The organism is Micromonospora ferruginea (assembly GCF_013694245.2).
Classification (GTDB): domain Bacteria; phylum Actinomycetota; class Actinomycetes; order Mycobacteriales; family Micromonosporaceae; genus Micromonospora; species Micromonospora robiginosa.
In genome coordinates this window covers 2,583,050-2,605,383 of record NZ_CP059322.2, presented here as the reverse complement: position 1 = coordinate 2,605,383, position 22,334 = coordinate 2,583,050, and the positions used below count along the sequence as shown (strand labels likewise).

Annotated in this window: 15 protein-coding genes; 11 read left to right on the top strand and 4 right to left on the bottom strand. The window is 73.0% G+C overall.

Features of this window, described 5'->3' with window-relative positions; genetic code table 11:
- The first annotated feature begins 44 nt into the window (after positions 1-44).
- The 6 genes from H1D33_RS10870 (at position 45) to H1D33_RS10845 (ending at position 12,448) form a co-directional block, all read left to right on the top strand.
- The gene (locus tag H1D33_RS10870) at positions 45-1,421 is read left to right on the top strand and encodes an ABC transporter substrate-binding protein (protein ID WP_181568184.1); all 1,377 of its coding nucleotides are present in this window, start codon (positions 45-47) and stop codon (positions 1,419-1,421) included.
- Between the two features lie 57 nt (positions 1,422-1,478).
- Positions 1,479-2,438 carry a carbohydrate ABC transporter permease gene (locus tag H1D33_RS10865; RefSeq protein ID WP_181568185.1) on the top strand — a complete coding sequence of 320 codons (960 nt, stop codon included), beginning with the start codon at positions 1,479-1,481 and terminating at the stop codon, positions 2,436-2,438.
- Positions 2,439-2,441: 3 nt separating this feature from the next.
- Complete coding sequence (locus tag H1D33_RS10860) at positions 2,442-3,329, top strand: carbohydrate ABC transporter permease (protein ID WP_181568186.1); 888 nt, start codon at positions 2,442-2,444, stop codon at positions 3,327-3,329.
- Positions 3,330-3,387: 58 nt separating this feature from the next.
- Positions 3,388-5,013: a glycoside hydrolase family 13 protein gene (locus tag H1D33_RS10855; RefSeq protein WP_181572794.1), complete on the top strand. Its 1,626-nt coding sequence runs from the start codon at positions 3,388-3,390 to the stop codon at positions 5,011-5,013.
- 164 nt (positions 5,014-5,177) lie between these two features.
- Complete coding sequence (locus tag H1D33_RS10850; RefSeq protein ID WP_181568187.1) at positions 5,178-8,063, top strand: galactose-binding domain-containing protein; 2,886 nt, start codon at positions 5,178-5,180, stop codon at positions 8,061-8,063.
- Between the two features lie 98 nt (positions 8,064-8,161).
- On the top strand, positions 8,162-12,448 hold the full coding sequence (locus H1D33_RS10845; protein ID WP_181568188.1) for a discoidin domain-containing protein: 4,287 nt from the start codon (positions 8,162-8,164) through the stop codon (positions 12,446-12,448).
- 502 nt (positions 12,449-12,950) lie between these two features.
- On the opposite strand, the gene H1D33_RS10840 is transcribed toward H1D33_RS10845, so the two are convergent.
- The gene (locus H1D33_RS10840) at positions 12,951-13,376 is read right to left on the bottom strand and encodes a DUF6069 family protein (protein ID WP_181568189.1); all 426 of its coding nucleotides are present in this window, start codon (positions 13,374-13,376) and stop codon (positions 12,951-12,953) included.
- A 72-nt stretch (positions 13,377-13,448) separates the two neighbouring features.
- Positions 13,449-14,405 (bottom strand): RNA polymerase subunit sigma-70, encoded by a 957-nt coding sequence (locus tag H1D33_RS10835; RefSeq protein WP_181568190.1) that lies wholly within the window; start codon positions 14,403-14,405, stop codon positions 13,449-13,451.
- Positions 14,406-14,639: 234 nt separating this feature from the next.
- Here H1D33_RS10835 and lanKC point away from each other — a divergent pair, with 234 nt between their 5' ends.
- The 5 genes from lanKC to H1D33_RS10810 all read left to right on the top strand — a co-directional run bounded on the left by lanKC (position 14,640) and on the right by H1D33_RS10810 (position 21,076).
- Positions 14,640-17,252: a class III lanthionine synthetase LanKC gene (lanKC, locus tag H1D33_RS10830; protein WP_181568191.1), complete on the top strand. Its 2,613-nt coding sequence runs from the start codon at positions 14,640-14,642 to the stop codon at positions 17,250-17,252.
- A 6-nt stretch (positions 17,253-17,258) separates the two neighbouring features.
- A complete protein-coding gene (locus H1D33_RS10825; RefSeq protein WP_088647629.1) occupies positions 17,259-17,378 on the top strand; it encodes a SapB/AmfS family lanthipeptide in 120 nt (39 codons plus the stop codon).
- A gap of 50 nt (positions 17,379-17,428) precedes the next feature.
- Entirely contained in the window at positions 17,429-17,548 is a 120-nt protein-coding gene (locus H1D33_RS10820) for a SapB/AmfS family lanthipeptide (protein ID WP_088647629.1), read from the top strand.
- A 64-nt stretch (positions 17,549-17,612) separates the two neighbouring features.
- Positions 17,613-19,280, top strand: coding sequence for an ABC transporter ATP-binding protein (locus tag H1D33_RS10815; RefSeq protein WP_181568192.1), 1,668 nt, complete (start codon positions 17,613-17,615; stop codon positions 19,278-19,280).
- Positions 19,277-21,076 (top strand): ATP-binding cassette domain-containing protein, encoded by a 1,800-nt coding sequence (locus tag H1D33_RS10810; protein WP_246412240.1) that lies wholly within the window; start codon positions 19,277-19,279, stop codon positions 21,074-21,076. The genes H1D33_RS10815 and H1D33_RS10810 overlap by 4 nt, the downstream gene beginning before the upstream one ends.
- On the opposite strand, the gene H1D33_RS10805 is transcribed toward H1D33_RS10810, so the two are convergent.
- Entirely contained in the window at positions 20,972-21,583 is a 612-nt protein-coding gene (locus H1D33_RS10805) for a response regulator transcription factor (protein WP_181568193.1), read from the bottom strand. The two genes, H1D33_RS10810 and H1D33_RS10805, sit on opposite strands and share 105 nt — an antisense overlap.
- 113 nt (positions 21,584-21,696) lie before the next feature.
- Positions 21,697-22,329: a response regulator transcription factor gene (locus H1D33_RS10800; protein WP_181568194.1), complete on the bottom strand. Its 633-nt coding sequence runs from the start codon at positions 22,327-22,329 to the stop codon at positions 21,697-21,699.
- Positions 22,330-22,334 lie beyond the last annotated feature (5 nt).

Sequence of the window (22,334 nt, the reverse complement as noted above, 5' to 3'; positions counted from 1 at the left end):
TCAGTGAAATCCATCGATATACCCGTTCCCGAAGGGATGGACAGATGTCCGTACCGCAGTATCGGAAGGTCGCGGCCGCGGCGCTCGCGGCCGGCCTCGGGCTCAGCCTCGCGGCGTGTTCCACCAAGAGCGACGACTCCGCCGACGCAGGCGGCAAGGTCACCATCACGGTCGACTGCCAGCCGGTCGGCGCGCAGAAGGAACTGCTGAAGAACTGGAACGACGACGTCGCCGAGTTCCAGCGGCAGAACCCGAACATCGTGGTCAAGAGCGTCAGCGTCGGCGAGCAGTGCAACAACCCGCCGGACTTCACCGCCCGCCTCGCCGGCGGCACCGTCACCGACGTCTTCTACGGCTACATGACCGACCTCCAGCAGGTGCTGGACTCCGGTCAGGCGATGGACATCACCGACCACGTCGGCAAGGACAGCGTCCCCACCTGGGACAGCGTCGACCCGGCGCTCAAGGAGGTCTTCACCGACGGCGGCAAGCTCTACGGCGTACCGGTGAAGAACTACTCGATGGGCCTGATCTACAACAAGGCGCTGTTCCAGCGCGCCGGGCTCGACGCGGCCAACCCGCCGAAGACGTGGGCCGAGGTGCGGACCGCGGCGAAGAAGATCTCCGCGCTCGGCGGCGGCGTCGCCGGCTACTCCGAGTACAGCGCCGGCAACACCGGCGGCTGGCACTTCACCTCACTGCTCTACTCGCAGGGCGGCCAGGTGCTCAGCGCCGACGGCAAGAAGGCCGACTTCAACAACCCGATGGGCAAGCAGGTCCTGCAGAACCTCAAGGACATGCGCTACGGCGACAACAGCATGGGCAGCCGCCAGCTCCTGCAGTGGGGTGACCTGCTGACCAACGCCGGCGCCGGCAAGGTCGGCATGTTCATCGGCGCGCCCGACGCCACCCAGGCGATCGTCAGCCAGTTCCAGGGCAAGTACCAGGACTGGGCGATGGGCCCGCTGCCCGGCCAGGACGGGCCGGCCAAGGCGACGCTCGGCGGCGGCGAGGGCTACTTCTTCAAGAAGGGTCTGTCGCCCGAGCAGGTCAAGGCCGGTCTCAAGTGGATCGCCTACCAGAAGCTCACCCCCGGCAAGGGCCAGTTCGACTACGTCCGGGCCAAGCCGCAGAACTACCCGGTGGGCCTGCCCCAGCCGCTGCTGTTCACCAACGGCAGCGACGCGCAGAAGCAGGAGCTGGACCTGCGCAAGGCCAACGCCAACGTGGACACCACCAACTTCACGGCCTTCGAGGCCAACCCGGTGCCGATCAAGGGTGAGCCGCGCAACGCCCAGGCCATCTACGCGGTGCTCGACGCCGCGATGTCCGGGGTGTTGACGAACCCGAACGCGAACGTCGACGCCCTGCTCAAGACCGCCGAGGACAAGGTCAACCAGCTCCTGGCCGCCGGAAGCTGACCCGACCGGGTGGGGGCCGGCCCCGACCGGCCCCCACCCCCTACCGCAGGAGTCGCCTTGGCGCTCACCACCGCCCCGGGTGCCACCCGCCGGCCCGGCCGTCCCGCACCGCCGCCGCGGCAGATCGCCGCGCGTCGGGCCGGGCTCGGCCGGAAGGTACGGGACAACCTCACCGGGCACACGTTCCTCATCGGCGCGGTCGCGTGCTTCGCCGTCTTCTCCTGGTATCCGATGGTCCGCGGCGTGGTGATGAGCTTCCAGCGCACCCGGCGCGGCGAGACCACCTGGGTCGGCTGGGACAACTACGCCCGGATCGTCGCCGACCCGAGCTTCTGGACGGCCTGGAAGAACACGTTCGTCTTCACCGGGCTGGCGCTCGTGCTCGGCTACGCCGTGCCGTTCTTCGTGGCGATCCTGCTCAACGAGCTGCGCCACGCCAAGGGCTACCTGCGGGTGCTGGTCTACCTGCCGGTGATGCTGCCGCCGGCGTCCGCGCTGTTCCTGTTCAAGTTCTACGCGTACGACCCGAGTGAGGCGGGACTGTTCAACGCGGTGCTCACCGCGCTGGGTCTGCCCACGTCGGAGTGGATGCAGTCGCCGACCATGACGATGCCGGCCATGGTGCTGGCGTCGACCTGGATGAACATGGGCGGCGCCGTGCTGATCTACCTGGCCGCCCTGCAGAACATCCCCGGCGAGCTGTACGAGGCCGCCGAGATCGACGGCGCGGGCGTGTGGCGGCGGATCGTGCACGTGACGATCCCGCAGACCCGGCTGATCCTGGCGCTGCTGGCGATGCTCCAGATCGTGGCCACCATGCAGGTGTTCACCGAGCCGCTGATCCTCGCCAACGGCGCCGGCACGCAGGACTCGGCGACCTCGGTGGCGTATCTGATCTACCAGCACGGGTTCTTCCAGAACGACCTCAACGGCGCCGCCGCGCTCGGCGTGATCATGCTGGTGGTGCTGGCCGGGTTCTCCGCCGTCTACGTGCGACTGACCGCGAGGCAGGACTAGGACATGGCCGTCGACTCCACCACCCGTACCCTCATCTCTCCGGCCCAACTGCGGCGCGGACGTGGCCGGGTCCTCTACTGGGCCGTGCTCGCCGTCGTGGTGGCGGCGTTCACGCTGGTCTTCCTCGGCCCGCTCTACTGGATGGTCACCGGCGCGCTCAAGAGCGGCCAGGAGATCGCGCAGACACCGCCGTCGCTGTTCCCGCGTGATCCGCAGCCGCAGAACTACGTCGACGCCTGGAACAACCTCGCCCTGGCGAAGCTGCTGTTCAACACGTTCTACTACGCGATGGGCGCGGTGCTGTTCCAGTTGGTGTTCGACACCGCCGCCGCGTACGCGTTGTCGAAGCTGCGCCCGGTGCTCGGCGGGCTGATCCTCGGCATGATGCTGGCGACGCTGATGATCCCGGCGATGGTGCTGATCGTCCCGCAGTACGTGACCGTGCTCGACCTGCCGATCGTGCACGTCAACCTGCTCGACTCGCCGTTCGCGATCTGGCTGCCGCTGGTCGCCAACGCGTTCAACATCTTCCTGCTCAAGCGCTTCTTCGACTCGATCCCCGAGGACCTGATGTCGGCCGCGGTGATGGACGGCGCCTCGCCGCTGCGCACCCTCTGGTCGATCGTCCTGCCGATGTCCCGCCCGATCCTCGGCGTGGTGGCGATCTTCGCGGTGACCGCGGTCTGGAAGGACTTCCTCTGGCCGAAGCTGGTCATGCCGTCACCGGAGACGCGCACGGTCAGCGTCGGCATCTACACCTTCGCCGGCGGCACCCCGATGAACGTGGTGATCGCCGCCTCGGTCATCGCCGCGGTCCCCACCGTCGTGCTGTTCCTGATCTTCCAACGGAACATCATGTCCGGCCTGACCACCGGCGGCCTCAAGGGCTGACCGGCTGCCGCCGCCCGCCGCATCAGAACCGACCCGCAGAAAGCAGGTGCCCGTGTCCATCGTCGACAGCAGCCCGTGGTGGCGCTCAGCGGTGATCTACCAGGTCTACCCGCGCAGCTTCGCCGACGGCAACGGCGACGGGATCGGCGACGTCGCCGGCATCCGGTCCCGCCTCGACCACCTCGCCGCGCTCGGCGTCGACGCGATCTGGTTCAGCCCCTGGTACCCGTCGCCGATGGCCGACGCCGGCTACGACGTGTCCGACTACCGCGACATCGACCCGGTCTTCGGCACGCTCGGCGAGGTCGAGGCGCTGATCACCGAGGCGCACGCGTCCGGCATCCGGACCATCGTCGACGTGGTGCCCAACCACTGCTCGGACGCGCACCCGTGGTTCCGGGCGGCGCTGGCCGGCGGCCCGGACGCGCCGGAGCGGGAGCTGTTCTGGTTCCGCGCCGGGCGTGGCCCGGGCGGCGACCTCCCGCCCACCGACTGGACCGGCGAGTTCGGCGGCCCCACCTGGACCCGCACCACCGACCCGGACGGCACCCCCGGCGACTGGTACCTGCACCTGTTCGCCCCGCAGCAGCCCGACTTCAACTGGGACCACCCCCGGGTGCGCGCGGAGTTCGAGGACGTCCTGCGGTTCTGGTTCGACCGGGGCGTGGACGGCATCCGCATCGACTCGGCCGGCCTGCTGGTCAAGGACGGCACGCTGCCCGAGGTCCACCCGGACCGCCCGCACCCGTTCCGCGACCAGGACGGCGTGCACGACGTCTACCGCGCCTGGCGGCGGATCGCCGACAGCTACCCGGGGGAGCGGGCGCTGGTCGGCGAGGTGTGGCTACCGGACCGGCAGCGCTTCGCGAACTACCTGCGGCCGGACGAGCTGCACACCGCGTTCAACTTCGACTTCCTCGGCTGCGCCTGGGACGCCACGGCGCTGCGGGAGAGCATCGACGGCACGCTCGCCGCGCACGCCCCGGTCGGCGCGCCGGCCACCTGGGTGCTGTCCAACCACGACGTCACCCGGCACGTCACCCGCTACGGCCGGGCCGACACCCGGTTCAGCTTCGCGGCCAAGCGTGAGGGCACCCCCACCGACCTGGAGTTGGGCACCCGCCGGGCCCGGGCCGCCGCGCTGCTCTGCCTGGCGCTGCCCGGCGCCGCCTACGTCTACCAGGGCGAGGAACTGGGGCTGTGGGAGGTCGAGGACATCCCGTACGCGCTGCGCCAGGACCCGATGTGGGAACGCTCCGGGCGGGTCGACCCGGGCCGCGACGGCTGCCGGGTGCCGCTGCCCTGGCAGGGCGACGACCCGCCGTTCGGGTTCAGTCCCGAGGGCGCATCCGCCGCGCCGTGGCTGCCGCAGCCGGCGGACTGGAAGGACCGCACGGTTCGCGTCCAGACCGGCGACCCGCACTCGATGCTGGAGCTGTACCGGGCCGCGCTGGCGTGCCGCCGGACCGAGCCGGCGCTCGGTGACGGCGCGCTGACCTGGCTGCCCGCCCCCGGCCGGGTGCTCGCGTTCGCCCGCGAACCCGGGTTCACCTGCCTGGTCAACCTCGGCGACGAGGCGGTGCCGCTGCCCGCGCACGAGAGCCTGCTGCTGGCCAGCGGGCCACTCGACGACGACCGGTTGCCTCCGGACACCGCGGTCTGGCTGCGTACCGGATCGCGCTGAACCGCGGCGACGCCGGCGGCTCCGTCCCGCCGCCGGCGTCACCGCGCCGCACCAACGACCGGCGGCCCGTCCCGGCCGCCGCCGGAACACCTGGGGAGGAAAGGAGACAGGAGCACCGCCACGAACGGGGGACCTGGCCACCGACGAAAGGGAGCACACCCCGCATGGCCGAGCACCGCACCCCGCACCGCCACCGCCGTACCGGACTGGCGGCCCTGGCCGCCGCCGCGCTCGCCGCCTCGACACTGACCGTCGTGGCGTTGACCTCCACCGCCACCCCGGCGCACGCCGCCGGGCTGTCCCCCTTCGACATCGCCGGCCGCGGCGCCACCGTCCCGTTCCGGGAGCAGGAGGCGGAGCAGGTCGCGCACACCGGCACGAAGATCGGCCCGGACCGGCGCTACGGCACGCTGCCGTCGGAGGCGTCCGGCCGGGAGGCGGTCACCCTCGACGCGGTCGGGGAGTACGTCGAGTTCACGCTCGCCGCTCCCGCGAACGCGGTCACGTTCCGCTACAGCCTGCCGGACAACGCCGCCGGCACCGGCCGGGACGCCAGCATCGACCTGCGCGCGAACGGCACCCTGGTCAAGGCCGTGCCGGTCACCTCCCGGTACGGCTGGTACTACGGCGGCTACCCGTTCAACAACAACCCGGGCGACACCAACCCGCACCACTTCTACGACGAGACCCGGGCGATGTTCGGCACCACCTACCCGGCCGGCACGAAGATCCGCCTCCAGGTCTCCTCGACCGCGCAGTCGCCCACGTTCACCATCGACCTGGCCGACTTCGAGCTGGTCGCCGCGCCGATCAGCAAGCCGTCCGGCGTGTTGGACGTGGTCACCGACTTCGGTGCGGACCCGACCGGCGCCAGCGACTCCACCGCGAAGTTCCAGGCCGCGGTGGACGCCGGCAAGGCGCAGGGGAAGGCGGTGTGGATCCCGTCCGGCACGTTCACGCTCTGGGACCACGTGGTGGTCGACGGCGTGACGCTGCGCGGCGCCGGGCCGTGGTACTCGGTGCTCGGCGGCCGGCACCCCACCGACCGCAAGCGGGCCGCCGGCATCTACGGCAAGTACGTCCCCGGCGGCGGCTACTCCGGGGAGATCCGCTCGCACGAGGCTGGCGGGCCCAGCCGCAACGTCACGCTGCGGGACTTCGCCATCATCGGCGACATCCGTGAGCGGATCGACGACGACCAGGTCAACGCGCTCGGCGGCGCGATGTCGAACTCGGTGGTGGACAACCTGTGGTTGCAGCACACCAAGGTCGGCGCCTGGATGGACGGGCCGATGGACAACTTCACCATCCGCAACAGCCGCATCCTCGACCAGACCGCCGACGGGGTGAACTTCCACTGGGGCGTCACCAACTCCACGGTGACGAACACGTTCGTCCGTAACACCGGCGACGACGCGCTGGCCATGTGGGCGCAGAGCGTGCCGAACGTCGGCAACTCGTTCACCCACAACACCATCGGCGTGACGATCCTGGCGAACCACCTGGTCACGTACGGCGGGCGGAACATCACCATCGCCGACAACGTGACCGCCGACTCGGTGACCAACGGCGGCGGCATCCACGTCGCGAACCGCTATCCCGGGGTGACCGGGCCGACGGCGGTGGCCGGCACCATCACGGTGGCCCGCAACACGCTGATCCGCAACGGCAACTCCGACTACAACTGGCAGTTCGGGGTGGGCGCGATCTGGTTCTCCGCGCTCAACGAGCCGATCCAGGGCGCGGCCATCAACGTCACCGACACCGACATCCTGGACAGCTCGTACGCGGCGCTGCACTGGATCGAGGGGCAGACCAGCGGCATCTCGTTCACCAATGTCCGCATCGACGGCGCGGGCACGTACGCGCTCCAGGTGCAGGCGCCCAGCCAGGTCAGCTTCACGAACGTGCGGGCCACCAACATCGCGCAGGCCAACCCGATGCACAACTGCGTGGGCAGCGGCTTCCAGATCACCCAGGGCACCGGCAACTCCGGCTGGTACACGGCCACCCCGTACTGCGGGCCGTGGCCGGAGCCGCAGTGGGGCAACGGCCCGTCCAGCCCGCCGTCCACAAGCGTGCCGCCGACCACCGCGCCGCCGACCACGGCCCCGCCGACCACCGCGCCGCCGACCACGCCGCCGCCGACCGGCGGGAACCTGGCCCTCGGCCGGCCGGCGACCGCGACGAGCGTCAACCAGACGTACGCGGCCGGCAACGCGGTCGACGGTAACGCGGGCAGCTACTGGGAGAGCGCCAACAACGCGTTCCCGCAGTCGGTGACCGTCGACCTCGGCGCGTCCCGCACGGTCGACCGGGTGGTGCTCAAGCTCCCGGCCGGCTGGGAACGCCGTACCGAGACGCTGTCCGTGCTCGGCTCCACCGACGGCTCCTCGTTCAGCACGCTCGCCTCGTCGGCGGGCCGGGTGTTCGACCCGGCGGCCGGCAACAGCGTCTCGATCGCGCTGCCGTCCGGCGCCCGCCGGTACGTCCGGGTCACCGTCACCGGCAACACCGGCTGGCCGGCGGCCCAGCTCTCCGAGCTGGAGGTGTACGGCGGCGGCACGACCACCCCGCCGCCCACCACCACCCCGCCGCCGTCGACCCCGCCGCCGACCACCGCGCCGCCGACCGGCAACCTGGCCGCCGGCCGGCCGGTCGCGGAGACCAGCCACGCCGACGTCTACGGCGCCGGCAACACGGTCGACGGCAACGCCAACACCTACTGGGAGAGCGCCAACAACGCGTTCCCGCAGTCGGTGACCGTCGACCTGGGCAGCGCCCGGCCGGTGGCCCGGGTGGTGCTCAAGCTGCCGCCGTCGGCGGCCTGGCAGAGCCGGACCCAGACGGTGGCCGTGCTCGGCTCCACCGACGGCTCGTCGTTCACCACGCTCAAGTCGGCGGCCGGTTACACGTTCGACCCGGCGTCCGGCAACAGCGTGTCGATCGCACTGCCCTCCGGTGACCGCCGCTTCGTGCGGCTGACGTTCACCGGCAACACCGGCTGGCCGGCCGGCCAGCTCTCCGAGTTCGAGGTCTACGCCTCCTGACCCGGCGCGGCGGGGACCCGCCCGGGTCCCCGCCGCACCACATCCCCCACCCCCGTCAACGCCTCTCCACGTCCCCCGGAAGAAGGTGTCCGTTCACCATGTCCAGACTCCGTACCAGAATGGTCGCGGTGCTCGCCGCGGTCGGCCTGGCCGTCACCGCGGCGCCGGCCCCACCGGCCCTGGCCGCCGGCGGCCCGAACCTCGCCGCCGGCCGGCCCGCCAGCGCCAGCAGCGTCAACGGCTCGTTCGTGGCCGCCAACCTCACCGACGGCAACCAGGGCAGCTACTGGGAGAGCAGCGGCGCGCTGCCCCAGTGGGCCCAGGTCGACCTCGGCACCAGCCGCGCCGTCGACCAGGTGGTGCTCAAGCTCCCCGCCGCCTGGGAGGCCCGCAACCAGACGCTGTCCGTGCAGGCCAGCGCCGACGGCAGCGGCTTCACCACGGTCGTCGCGTCCGCCGCCCGCTCGTTCAGCCCGGCCGCCGGTAACGCGGTGTCGCTCGGCTTCAGCGCCACCAACGCCCGCTACCTGCGCGTCGTCGTCACCGCGAACACCGGCTGGGCCGCCGCCCAGCTCGCCGAGCTGGAGGTCTACGGCACCGCCAGCTCCTCGACCAACCTGGCGCTCGGCAAGACGATGGCCGAGAGCGGCCACTCCGACGTGTACGGGGCCGGCAACGCCAACGACGGTAACGCGGGCACCTACTGGGAGAGCCCGAACAACGCGTTCCCGCAGTGGATCCAGGCCGACCTGGGCGCTGCCACCAGCCTCAACCGGCTGGTGCTGCGGCTGCCCGGCGGCTGGGGCGCACGCAACCAGACGCTGACCGTGCAGGGCAGCACCAACGGCTCCTCGTTCAGCACGCTCGTCGCGTCCGCGTCGTACGCGTTCGACCCGGCCGGCGGCAACACGGTCACCGTCACCGTGCCCACCGCGTCCACCCGCTACCTGCGGCTGCTGTTCACCGCGAACAGCGCCTGGCCCGCCGGGCAGCTCTCCGAGCTGGAGATCTACGGCCCGGCCACCGGCGACACCCAGGCGCCGAGCGCGCCGGGCAACCTGGCGTTCACCGAGCCGGCCACCGACCAGGTCCGGCTGACCTGGGCCGCGTCCACCGACAACGTCGGCGTCACCGGTTACGACATCTACGCCAACGGCGTGCTCCGCACCAGCGTCGGCGGCACCACGCTGACGTACACCGACACCCAGCCCGCCGGCAGCACCGTCGCCTACTACGTGCGGGCCCGCGACGCCGCCGGCAACGTGTCCGGCAACAGCAACACGGTCACCCGTACCGGCAACACCGGGGACACCACCGCGCCGACCGCGCCCGGCAACCTCGCCTGGACCCAGCCGGCGAGCGGCCAGATCCGGCTGACCTGGACCGCGTCCACCGACAACGTCGGCGTCACCGGCTACGAGGTGTGGGCCAACGGCACGCTGCGCACCACCGTCGGCGGCTCCACGCTGACGTACACCGACAGCCAGCCGGACAGCGCCACCGTCTCCTACCAGGTGCGCGCCCGCGACGCCGCCGGCAACGTGTCCGCCAACAGCAACACGGTCACCCGCACCGGCACCACCACCGGCGGCACCAACCTGGCCGTCGGCAAGCCGGCCACCGCGTCCTCGGTGGTGCACGTGTTCAACGCCGCCAACGCGGTCGACAACGACGTCACCACCTACTGGGAGGGCGCGCCCGGCGCGTACCCGAGCACGCTGACCGTGGCGCTGGGCGCGAACGCCAGCATCAGCGCGGTGGTGGTGAAGCTCAACCCGGACCCGGCGTGGGGCGCGCGCACCCAGACGTTCCAGGTGCTCGGGCGGGAGCAGTCCGCCTCCGGGTTCACCAGCCTGGTCGGCTCCGCGACGTACTCCTTCAACCCGACCACCAGCAACACGGTGACCGTCCCGGTCTCCGCGACCGCCGCGGACGTCCGGTTGCAGTTCACCGCGAACTCCGGCTCGTCCAACGGCCAGGTCGCGGAGTTCCAGGTCATCGGCGTGCCGGCGCCCAACCCGGACCTCACCGTCACCGCCGTCACCGCCTCGCCCACCGCACCGGTCGAGACCGACGCGATCACGCTGTCCGCCGCCGTGCGCAACGCCGGCACCGCGGCGTCCGCCGCCACGAACGTCAACCTCTACCTGGGTACGACGAAGGTCGGCACCGCCGCCGTCGGCGCGCTCGCGGCCGGCGCGTCGAGCACCGTCTCGGCGAGCATCGGCGTGCGCAACGCCGGCAGCTACCAGCTCACCGCCAAGGTCGACGAGTCGAACACGGTGATCGAGCAGAACGAGGCGAACAACTCCTACACCAGCCCGACCGCGTTGACGGTCAGCCCGGTGGCCAGCAGTGACCTGGTGGCCTCCGCGGTGACCTGGTCGCCGGGCACGCCGGCCGCCGGCGCCACGGTCAGCTTCGCGGTGACGCTGCGCAACCAGGGCACGGTCGCCTCGGCGAGCGGGTCGCACGGCATCACGCTCACCGTGCTCAACGACTCCGGTTCCGTGGTCCGCACGCTGACCGGCGCGTACTCCGGCACGATCGCCGCCGGGGCCACCGCCGGCCCGGTGTCGCTCGGCACCTGGACCGCCGCCAACGGCAAGTACACCGTCCGGGTGGTGCTCGCCGACGACGCCAACGAGCTGCCGGTGAAGCGGCAGAACAACACCAGCGACCGGCCGCTGTTCGTCGGTCGGGGCGCCAACCTGGGCTACGACGCGTACGAGGCCGAGGACGGCTCGGTCGGCGGCGGCGCGCAGGTGATCGGCCCGAACCGCACCATCGGCGACCTGGCCGGCGAGGCGTCCGGCCGGCGCGCGGTCACCCTCAACACCACCGGCGCGTACGTCGAGTGGACCACCAAGTCGGCCGCGAACGCCCTGGTCACCCGCTTCTCCATCCCGGACGCTCCGGGCGGCGGCGGGATCGACTCGACGCTCAACGTCTACGTCAACGGGGTGCTGCACAAGCCGATCAGCCTCACCTCGAAGCACATCTGGCTCTACGGCGCGGAGGCCGGACCCAGCGACTCGCCCAGCGCGGGCGCGCCCCGGCACCTCTACGACGAGGCGAACGTGCTGCTGAACTCCACCGTCCCGGCGGGCAGCCGGATCCGGCTCCAGAAGGATCCGGCGAACAGCACCACGTACGCGATCGACTTCGTCAACACCGAGCTGGTGTCGCCGCGGGCCAACCCGGACCCGACCCGGTACAAGGTGCCCACCGGCTTCAGTCACCAGGACGTGCAGAACGCGCTGGACGCGGTGCGGATGGACACCACCGGCACGCTTGTCGGCGTCTACCTTCCCGCCGGCACCTACGAGACCGCGCAGAAGCTCCAGGTGTACGGCAAGGCGGTGAAGGTCGTCGGCGCGGGTATGTGGTACACCCGCTTCCAGACCCCGACGAACCAGCAGAACACCGACGCCGGGTTCCGGGTCGAGTCCTCGGCCAGCGGGTCGACCTTCGCCCACCTGGCGTTCTTCGGCAACTACACCAACCGGATCGACGGTCCGGGCAAGGTGTGGGGCGAGCTGAAGGACGTCGACAACCTGACGCTGGACAGCGTCTGGGTGGAGCACACCGTCTGCGCCTACTGGGGGGTGAGCGTGGACGGGCTGACCATCCGGGACAGCCGGTTCCGCAACACCTTCGCCGATGGGGTGAACATGACCAACGGCAGCACCAACGCGCTGGTCACCAACACGGAGGGCCGGTCCAACGGCGACGACGCGTTCGCGTTGTTCTCCGCCACCGACGCCGGTGCCTCCGGCGGCAACCACGGCAACGTGTTCGAGAACCTGACCGCCACGCTGACCTGGCGGGCCGCCGGCCTCGCCGTGTACGGCGGCTACGACAACATCTTCCGCAACCTCTACATCGCCGACCAGTTGACGTACTCGGGCATCACCATCAGCTCGCTGGACTTCGGCTACCCGTTCGTCGGGTTCGGCGCGAGCCCGCCCACCCGGTTCGAGAACATCTCGCTGATCCGCTCCGGCGGGCACTTCTGGGGCGCGCAGACGTTCCCGGCGATGTGGCTGTTCTCCGCGTCCAAGGAGTTCCGCGGCATCCGGGTCAGCGACGTGGACATCGTGGACCCGACGTACTCGGGGATCATGTTCCAGACCAAGTACACCGGCAGCCAGCCGGAGAACCCGATCACCGACACGGTGCTCACCAACGTCTCGATCTCGGGGGCGCGGCGCAGCGGTGACGCGTTCGACGCGAAGTCCGGCATCGGCATCTGGGTCAACGAGATGCCGGAGGCGGGGCAGGGGCCGGCGGTCGGCTCGGCCACGTTCACCAACCTGCGGCTGAGCGACAACGCGCAGGACATCCGCAACACCACCAGCACGTTCACCATCACCCGCAACTGATGTAAGGCGGGGCCCCTTCTTAACGCCTACGGTAGAGAAGGGGCCCCTCTCACAACTGGCCAGGGTATGCGCCTGTTGTCGCCGGGTTCGGGCTTGCGGCGGCCGGTCATGCTGAGGTACGCGGGCTGGTGGACGGGGGGATTGTCGTGACGTGGTTCTGGATCGTCGGTGGTGGCACAGCGCTGCTGCTTGCCGCGACGTCAGCCGTCGTCCTCCTGCGGCGACGTCGGATGGACCGCGCTGAACCGGGGCGTGACGCCGTGATGAGACGGGCGCGGCGAGCGATGGTGGACATGGACGACCGGCACCGAAGGGCCGGTAAGGGCACGATCCGAGGTAAGGGCGGCGGGGGGAACGCGGGAACGATGTACGACGCCGCGTACGGCTCGGACACCTCCGCCGGCGCGTAGTGGGCCAGCTCTCGCCGCGCTTGAGTGTGCGGCGGGCACACCATGGACGTGCACCACAACTCCACGATCGGTGAGGGCGGGCGCGAGTCGGGTCAGGCCCGATGTGCGGGGAGGGAACGGGTCAGGGCCGGGATCATCACGGCGGCCGGGATCAGGTGCAGGATGAGCAGGGTAAGGGTGGTGGTGGGGGCGGCACCGACCAGGAACGGCGGGACCAGCGAGATCGCGGCCAGCGTCACCGCCGTCCAGAGGAACCGCCGGGCGGGGTGGGCGCTCCAGCGCAGCAGGCCGGCGGCGATCGTCACACCCACGAGTGAGAAGAACCCGGTCACCACGGCGAAGCCGGACAGCGGGATGACCTCGCCCCCGTCGGGAATCGCGAAGTCGACGCCGGCGGCGTGGGCGAGCGCGGCGGCCAGGGTGGTGGCCACCACCGCGACAGGAGTGGCGATCACCCCGGTGCCGGCGAGCCGGCGGAACCCCGGCGCTGTCTCGGTGGCCTCGGTGGTGCTGGTCATGTCTGTCCTCCGTGGTTCGGGGTGGGAGTGAGGGTACGGACGCGCCGCCACGCGGCGTGAGGGCCGCCGGGGCTACTCGGCGCCGTCCGCGGGCAGGTGCTCCGGCAATCCGAGCCCGGCGAACCGGTCGGCGTGGAAGGTGAAGATCTCGGTGATCGCCCCGCCGGTGACGCGCAGCACGTCGAGCGTCAGCGGCAGGTACGCGCCGTCGCGCCCCCGCCGGTGGTAGAACGCGACGGCCGGCTGCCGGTTCACGAAGGTGGGCACGCCGCGCAGACCGGTCATGCCCTCGAAGCCGTCGTCGACCCAGTCCTTGGCCACCGCGTCGCGGCCGACGCGCAGGCCGGGGGTAGGCGGCATGCCGCACCGGACGTCGTCGCGCAGCAGCGCGGTGAGCGCGGGGATGTCGGTGGCCACGCTGGCGTCGGTGAAGCGGCGGACCAGCTCGCGGGTCCCGGCGTCGCCCTCGCCGCCGGTCCAGTCCTGCCGCTCGGCGGGCAGGTGCTCGCGCATGCCGGCGCGGGCCCGTTGCAGCGCGCTGTTCACCGAGTTGACGGAGTCGCCGAGCAGCTCCGCGACGTCCTTCGCCGGCCAGCCGAGCACGTCGCGCAGGATCAGCACGGCCCGGGGGCGCGGCGCGAGGTGCTGCACCGCCACCACGTACGCCAGCTCGATCGTCTCCCGCGCCACGGCGGCGGTCTCCGGCGCGTCCGCGTCGGCCGCCGGCAGCTCGTCCAGGAGCCGGTCCGGGTACGGCTGGAGCCACCGCACCTCGCCGCCGGCCGCCGGGTCCGGTCGGCACCGGGCGAGCAGGTCCAGGCAGGCGTTGGTGGCGATCCGGTAGAGCCAGGCCCGGAACGTGGACCGTCCCTGGAACGTCTCCCGTCGCCGCCAGGCCCGCAGGAACGTCTCCTGCACGGTGTCCTCGGCGTCCTCGAACGAGCCGAGCATCCGGTAGCAGTGCACGTGCAGCTCCCGCCGGTGGCGCTCGGCCAGCCCGGAGAATCCCGACTCGTCGATCTCACCCATCCGGTCATCCTTCCGCCTCGTGGTGTCCCGTCGTAGGTATGACTGCCGAGGGCCGGAGAACTCATCACCGTCCGCTCCGCGACTGGTCAACCGGTGTTCGTGAATTCAAACTCCGCTCTTGTCACGACTTCGGGGTGTGGAACTCACCGCCGCGTCATGACTCATCGCACTGGGCCGGCGCCTCCGCCGTCCGCAGGATTGACGTCAACCGATCAGCCGGTGGAGGCACCCGACATGGACGAACGGTACGACTCGTACTGCGCGGTCGATCCGCTCTTCTACGACTCGCTGGCCGGCGCCACGGCCGAGGCGGACGCCTACTCGACCGGCCCGGTGCCGGAGGGCTGGGAGTGCGAGGTCAAGGACGACTGGATGATCCACGGGCCGGTCGGCGGCTCGCTCCCCGCGCAGGGCTGGAAGATCCACGTGTCGGCCCGGCTGGACAACGCGGAGCGGGTGCTGGCCCGGGTGGTGGACTACTGCCGGCCCCGGGGCATCCCGTTCAAGCACCTGCGCGGCGCGCGCCTGCTGCTCATGCGCAACAGCAAGTACGCCCGGCGCGCCGCCAGCGGCAAGTTCGTCACCGTCTACCCGCGCGACGACGCCGAGCTGGAGCTGGCGGCGAAGGAACTCGCCGGGCTGCTCGACGGCGAGCCGGGTCCGTACATTTTGAGCGACCTGCGCTACGGCGACGGCCCGGTGCACCTGCGCTACGGCGGTTTCGCCGCCCGCTACTGCGTCGCCGCCGACGGACAGACGGTCCCGGCGATCGAGGACGCGGACGGCGTCCTGGTGCCCGACCGGCGGGACCCGGTGTTCCACGTGCCGGAGTGGGTGACCCTGCCCGACTTCCTCGCCCCGCACCTGGCCGCCCGGAACGCGGCGACGACCACCGACCTGCCGTACCGGATCGAGAAGGTGATCCACTTCTCCAACGGCGGCGGCCTGTACGAGGCCCGCGACACCCGCACCGACCAGCGGGTGGTGCTCAAGGAGGCGCGCCCGCACGCCGGGCTGGACGCCACTGGCGTCGACGCGGTGACCCGGCTGCGCCGCGAGGCGGCCACCCTGCGCCGGCTGGCCGACGTGCCGCACCTGGTGCGGGTGCACGACGAGTTCAGCTTCGGCGGGCACGAGTTCCTCGCCCTGGCCTTCGTCGAGGGCCGGCCGCTCAACCAGGTGGTGGTGGAGCGGTACCCGCTGGTGCACGCCGACGCCGACGCCGACCGGGCCGACTACACCCGTTGGGCGCTCGACGTGCACCGCCAGGTCGCGGAGGCGGTCGCCGCCATCCACGCGCACGGGGTCGTCTACGGCGACCTGCACATGTTCAACGTCATGGTGGGCGACGACGGCGCGGTGACCCTGGTCGACTTCGAGGTCGCCGCGGACGTCGCCGAGGCGACCCGGCCCGCGCTGCGCAACCAGGCGTTTGCCGCGCCGCGCGACCGCACCGGCGTCGAGGTCGACAGGTACGCGCTGGCCTGCCTGCGGCTGGCCCTGTTCCTGCCGCTGACCGCGATGCTGCGGCTGGCGCCGGCCAAGGCCGCGCACCTGGCCGACGTGGTCGCCGAGCACTTCCCGGTGCCGCGCGAGCTGCTGGACGAGGCGGTCGAGGTGATCGTCGGCGGCCGCCCGGCCGACCTGCGCCGCACCGTCATGATCGACCCGGACGACTGGCCCGGCCTGCGCGACCGGCTCGCCGAGGCGATCACCGCCAGCGCCACCCCGGACCGCGACGACCGGCTCTTCCCCGGCGACATCCGCCAGTTCGCCGGCGCCGACGGCGGGCTCAACCTGGCGTACGGCGCGGCCGGCGTGCTCTGGGCGCTGCACGCCGGGGGCGCCGGCACCGACCCCGCGCACGAGCGGTGGCTGATCGAGCGGGCCCGCCGACCCGCCTCCGGCAGCCGGCTCGGTCTCTACGACGGGCTGCACGGCATCGCGTACGTGCTGGACCTGCTCGGCCACACCGACGAGGCGATGCGCCTGCTCGACCTCTGCCTCGACCAGCCCTGGACCGAGCTGCGCGACGACCTGACCGGCGGCCTGTCCGGGATCGCGCTGAACCTGGCCCACTTCGCCGCGCGCACCGGCGAGCGGCGGTACGCCGACGCCGCCCGGCGGGCCGTCGACGTGGTGGTCGGCCGGCTCGGCGACGTCGACTCGGTCGCCGAGATCAGCGGCGGGCGGCACCCGTACGCCGGTCTGATGCGCGGCGGGTCCGGTGTGGCGCTGATGCTGCTGCGGACGTACGAGCGCGACGGCGACGACGCCCTGCTCGACCACGCGCGCACCGCGCTGCGTCAGGACCTGCGCCGCTGCGTCCGGCGCGACGCCGGGCACCTGGAGGTCAACGAGGGCTGGCGGACCATGCCCTACCTGGCCGAGGGGAGCGTCGGCGTCGGGCTGGTGCTCGACCAGTACCTGGGCCACCGGCCCGACGACGAGCTGCGCGACGAGGCGACCGCGATCCGCCGTGCCGCCGACTCCCCGTTCTACGCGCAGTCCGGGCTGTTCGCCGGGCGCGCCGGGATCGTCGCGTACCTCGCCGAGCGCGGCGACCGGGACGCGGCCCGGCAGCAGGCCCGGCTGCTCGGCTGGCACGCCCTGCCGTACGCCGACCGGCCCGCCTTCCCCGGCGACCAGCTCCTGCGCCTCTCCATGGACCTGGCCACCGGCACCGCCGGGGTGCTCGCCGCGCTCGCCGCGACCCGGCCGGACGCCCCGCTCCACCTGCCGTTCCTGACGCCGCCGGCCGACGCGACGACCGTCGCCGGCGCCGCGGCCACCGACCCCCCGGTTTCCCCGGGGCGATCCCGCACCGACGTGACCGGAAGGAGGTGAATCGACATGGCCCTGCTCGACCTCCAGGGGATGGAGCTGCCGGCCGCCGAGCGTACCGGCGGTGGCAGCCGCGCCAGCCTGCTGCTCTGCGGCGACAGCTCGCTGAGCGTCACCACGTGCAACTGATCCGTCCGACGACCGACGTCAACGTCACACGACAGAAGTGAGGGAACGACATGGCTCTGCTCGACCTCCAGGGGATGGAGCTGCCGGCCGCCGAGCGTACCGGCGGTGGCAGCCGCGCCAGCCTGCTGCTCTGCGGCGACAGCTCGCTGAGCGTCACCACCTGCAACTGACGTTCAGTCGCTTGGCCCCGGACCGGCGCCCGCCGGCCCGGGGCCCGCGCCCGTGGGAGGCTCGATGACCCCCGCCGACCGGCTCGCACTGCGCGCCGTGGCCTTCGCCGGCTGGTGGACCCCGACGTTGGGGGTGCTCGCCGTGGTCGAGACGGCGGCCGAGCTGGCGTTGCCCGCCGTCCTGGGCCGCGCGGTGGACGCCCTGGTCGGCGCGGCGCCGCGGTCGTCGTCCGACCGGTGGATCGCGGTGGTCGCCGTGCTGGTGCTGGTGCTGATCGGCACCCGGGCCGCGCAGGACTACGGCGGGGGCGCGGCCGGCGCCCGCTCGGTGGCCGCGCTGCGCCACACGCTGATCCGGCACCTCTTCGCGCTCGATCCGCGCGCCGCGGCCCGTCGGCCGGTGGGTGACCTGGTCGGCCGGTTGGTCGGGCAGGTCGCCGACGCCGGGCGGGCCGCCCCGACCGTCGTCCTGGCCGGCAGCGTGCTGCTGCCACCGCTGGGCAGCCTGGTCGCGCTCACCCTGATCGACCCGTGGCTCGGCCTGACGTTCGTGGCCGGGCTGCTGCTCCTGGCCGTGCTGCTGCGCCGCTTCGTCAGCGAGGCGTCGGAAGCGGTCGCCGGCTACCAGCGGGCGCAGGGGGACCTGGCCGGTCGGCTCGTCGAGGCGCTCGCCGGCGCGCGGACGATCGCCGCCGCCGGCACCGCCGAGCGGGAGGTCGCACGGGTGCTCACCCCGCTGCCGGAGCTGCGCCGGCACGGCGTACGCACCTGGCGGGTGCTCGCCGGGGCGTCCGCCCGGGGCGCGCTGCTGAACCCGTTGCTGCAACTGGCGGTCGTGGCGGTCGGCGGGTGGTCGCTGTCGGCCGGCCGGCTGACCCCGGGGGAACTGCTCGCCGCCCTCCAGTACGCGGCGATCGGCGCCGGACTGGGCGCCGCGATCTCCGCCGTCAACACCGCCGTGCGGGTACGCGCCGGCTGCGCCCGGGCCGCCGAGGTCCTCGACGAGCCGGTCCGGCGGTACGGCGATCGGGAGCTGCCGCCCGGACCGGGCCGGTTGGACCTGCGCGGGGTGGGCATCCGCGGTGACGACGGCCGGCCGCTGCTCGACCGGGTCGACCTGCGGGTGCCGGGCGGGACGCTGCTCGCCGTCGTCGGGCCGTCCGGTGCGGGCAAGTCCCTGCTGGCGGCCGTGGCGGGCCGGCTGCGTGACCCGGACACCGGGGAGGTCACCCTGGACGGTGTGCCGCTGCGCGGGTTGTCCCCGGCGGCGCTCGGCCGCGCGGTCGGCTACGGCTTCGAGCGGCCGGTGCTGGTGGGGGAGACCGTCGGCGCCGCGGTCGGCGTCGACGCCGACCCGGTCCCGCTGGCCCGCGCGGCGCAGGTCCACGACGTGGTACGGCTGCTGCCGGAGCGCTATGGCACCCCACTGGCCGACCTGGCCCTGTCCGGCGGTGAGCGGCAGCGCCTCGGCCTGGCCCGTGCGCTGCGGGCCGAGCGGCTGCTCGTCCTCGACGACGCCACGTCCAGCCTGGACACGGTCACCGAGCACCGGGTGGTGGACGCGCTCACCGGCCCGCACGACAGGCGTACCCGGGTGGTGGTGAGCCACCGCGTCGGCACCGCGGCCCGCGCCGACCTGGTGGCCTGGATGGACGGTGGCCGGGTGCGGGCGGTGGCCCCGCACCGGGTGCTCTGGCGGGATCCGGCCTACCGGGCGGTGTTCCGGCCGTGACCACGGTGGGCGCGACGGTCCGCGCGGCGCTGTCGGCGCGGCGCGGCCCGCTGCTGCGCCTGGCCGGCTGGTCGCTGGCCGAGGCGCTGCCGGCGGCGTTGACCGGCCTGCTGACCGCGCGGGCGGTGGACGACGGGTTCCTGGCCGGCCGGCCGGGCGTCGGACTGCTCTGGCTGGGTCTGCTGGCGCTCGCCGTGCTGGTCGGCGCGCTCGGCACCCGGCAGGCGTACGGGCTGCTGGGCGCGGTGGTGGAGCCGTTCCGGGACGACCTGCTGCGCCGGGTGGTGGCCGGCGCGCTGGCCGGCGCGACCGACGGTCGGGGCGACGACGCGGCGGTGACCCGGCTGACCCACCAGGTGGAGATCGTCCGGGACACCTGGGCCGGGCTGCTGATGGTGGTCCGGGGTTTCGTGTTCGCCGCCGGGGCCGCCGTGGTCGGCCTCTGCTCCCTGGCCGCCCCGGTCGCGTTGCTGGTCGCCGTGCCGGTGCTCGCCGGTCTCCTGCTCTTCGCGGCGGCGTTGCCGGCGATGGTGGCCCGGCAGCGCGAGTACGTCCGTTGCGGGGAACGGCTCGGCCGGGACGCGGTCGTGGCGGTGGCCGGGCACCGGGACGTCACGGTCAGCGGGGCGGGGGACCGGGTCGTCGGCTGGCTCGGCGGCCACGTCGACGCGCAGGCCCGGGTGGAGCGACGGCTGGCCACGATGGCCGCGGCGCGCAGCCTGAGCCTGGCCGTCGGCGGGTGGCTCCCGGTGCCTCTGCTGCTGCTGGCCGGCCCGTGGCTGCTGGACCGGGGCCTCGGGCCGGGCGCGCTGCTCGGCGCGCTGGTCTACGTGGTGCGCGGCATCCAGCCGGCGTTGCACACGCTGTTCCAGGGGGTCGCGGCCGGTGGCCTGCGCTTCGTGGTCACCCTCGACCGGCTGCTGCGCACGTGCGTACCCCCGGAGGCGCCGGGCGGCGCGGTGACCCCGTCGCCGGAGGCGCCCGCGCTGTCGCTGCGGGCGGTGACGTTCCGGTACGGGCCGCACGCCGAGCCGGTGCTTGACGGTTTCGACCTGACCGTGCCGGCCGGCGACCACCTGGCCGTCGTCGGCGCGAGCGGCATCGGCAAGTCCACCCTGGCCGGGTTGATGGCCGGGATGCTGCGGCCGGGGTCCGGCACGGTCCACGTCGCCGGGACGTCGACCGTCGTGGCGGGCGCGGCCGACCTGGCGGCCCACCGGGTGCTGATCCCGCAGGAGGCGTACGTGTTCACCGGCACGGTCCGGGACAACCTGCGCTACCTGCGACCCGGCCTCGACGACGCGGCCGTGCGGCGGGCGGTGGACCGGCTGGGGCTGGCCGGCCTGGTGGCCCGCCTCGGCGGCCTCGACGCCACGCTGCGGGTGGCCGACGTCTCCGCCGGGGAACGCCAGCAGGTGGCCCTGCTGCGGGCCTGGCTGTCGCCGGCGCGGCTGGTCATCCTGGACGAGGCGACCTGTCATGTGGACCCGGCCACCGAGGCGCGCCTGGAGTCGGCGTTCGCCGCCCGGCCCGGCACCCTCGTGGTGATCGCGCACCGGATCAGTTCGGCCGTGCGCGCCCGCCGGGTGCTGCTGCTCGACGGCGGGCACGCGTGCCTGGACAGCCACCGGGGACTGCTGGCCACCTCGGCGGCCTACCGGGAGCTGGTGGGCCACTGGGCGGGCGGCGGGTCAGATCCAGCAGGACTCCCGGGCGATCCGGACGGCTTCCAGGCGGGTCCGCGCCCCGGTCTTCGCCATGACGTGGGACAGGTGGTTGCGGACCGTCCCGGCTGAGACGCCCAGCTTCCGGGCGATCTCCCGGACCGGCATGCCGTCGGCCGCCACGTCGAGGACCTCCCGCTCGCGTGGGGTCAGCGGATTGTCCGCCACCTCCAGCGCGGCGACGACCAGGTCCGGGTCGAGCACCGGCTGACCGTCGGCAACCTGCCGGACCTCCTCGGCGATCCGCTCCGGCGGCACGTCGCGGTCGAGGAAGCCGATCCACCCGTGGTGCTCGGCGAGCACCGCGCGCAGCCGGCCGGCCCGACGCCTGTCGACCAGCACCAGCACCCGGCCGCCGTGGTTGCCGTCGGCCACGGCGGCGAGCCGGGCCAACCGCTCCACCGGTACGACGTCGACGTCGACGACGGCGACGTCCGGCCGCTCGTCCAGGAGCGCGGCGTGGACGGCGTCGACGGTGTCCGCCTCAGCGACGACATCGATGTCGTCCTCGGCGCACAGCAGGTGGGCGAGCGCCCCCCGGACCAGCCGTCCCTCGAGCGCGAGCAGCGTGCGGACCATGTCGACTCCCAGCCATGACCCCCGCCTTCCTGACCTGTCGTGAACGGACGATGACCGACCGTTGCGAATCTTATGTAAGTCACTGCCCGGGCGACAGCCGCGTCCGCGTGTCGTCAGATCCAGCCGGCGTCCTGGGCGCGCTGCACCGCCTCCCACCGGTTCCGGCCGCCGGTCTTGCGCAGCAGGCTGGACAGGTGGTTGCGGACCGTGCCCGGAGCGAGGTGCAGCAGCGCGGCGACCTCCCGGCTCGGCAGGCCCTCCGCCGCGGCGGCGGCCACCTCGCGTTCCCGCTCGGTGAGCGGGTTGACCACGGTGTCGAGCGCGGCGAGCGCGGTCACCGGGTCGGTGGTGCGACGTCCCTCGGCGACCGCCCGCAGCCGGGCGAGCATCTCCTCGGGCGGCACCTCCTTGGCCACCACCGCGCGGGCGCGCAGGCGCAGCGCCGACCGCAGCACCCGGGCCGTCGGCCGGTCGGTCAGCAGCACGACCGCGCAGTCCGGCAGCGCGGCGCGCAGCGCCGGCACCACGGTGGACATCTCGGCCTCCGCGGCGAGGTCGACCAGGACGACGTCGGGCCGGGAACCGGCGAGCCGGCACATGTCGTCCGGGTCGGCGTCGCACTCGCGGACCACCTCGAAGCCGGCCGCCGCCGCGACCACGCCGGCCACGAGCGTGCGACACAGCCCCGGTTCGCCGAGCACAGCAACCCGAACCGCCGCCGCGGAGTCACCTGGAGTATCACTCACGGGAC

What these genes read in the sequence shown, in the direction of transcription:
- H1D33_RS10870 (WP_181568184.1), top strand. Translation starts at nt 45, where the DNA reads ATGTCCGTACCGCAGTATCGGAAGGTCGCGGCCGCGGCGCTCGCGGCC.
- H1D33_RS10860 (WP_181568186.1), top strand. Translation starts at nt 2,442, where the DNA reads ATGGCCGTCGACTCCACCACCCGTACCCTCATCTCTCCGGCCCAACTG.
- H1D33_RS10850 (WP_181568187.1), top strand. Translation starts at nt 5,178, where the DNA reads ATGGCCGAGCACCGCACCCCGCACCGCCACCGCCGTACCGGACTGGCG.
- H1D33_RS10845 (WP_181568188.1), top strand. Translation starts at nt 8,162, where the DNA reads ATGTCCAGACTCCGTACCAGAATGGTCGCGGTGCTCGCCGCGGTCGGC.
- H1D33_RS10840 (WP_181568189.1), bottom strand. Translation starts at nt 13,376, where the DNA reads ATGACCAGCACCACCGAGGCCACCGAGACAGCGCCGGGGTTCCGCCGG.
- H1D33_RS10835 (WP_181568190.1), bottom strand. Translation starts at nt 14,405, where the DNA reads ATGGGTGAGATCGACGAGTCGGGATTCTCCGGGCTGGCCGAGCGCCAC.
- lanKC (WP_181568191.1), top strand. Translation starts at nt 14,640, where the DNA reads ATGGACGAACGGTACGACTCGTACTGCGCGGTCGATCCGCTCTTCTAC.
- H1D33_RS10825 (WP_088647629.1), top strand. Translation starts at nt 17,259, where the DNA reads ATGGCCCTGCTCGACCTCCAGGGGATGGAGCTGCCGGCCGCCGAGCGT.
- H1D33_RS10820 (WP_088647629.1), top strand. Translation starts at nt 17,429, where the DNA reads ATGGCTCTGCTCGACCTCCAGGGGATGGAGCTGCCGGCCGCCGAGCGT.
- H1D33_RS10815 (WP_181568192.1), top strand. Translation starts at nt 17,613, where the DNA reads ATGACCCCCGCCGACCGGCTCGCACTGCGCGCCGTGGCCTTCGCCGGC.
- H1D33_RS10805 (WP_181568193.1), bottom strand. Translation starts at nt 21,583, where the DNA reads ATGGTCCGCACGCTGCTCGCGCTCGAGGGACGGCTGGTCCGGGGGGCG.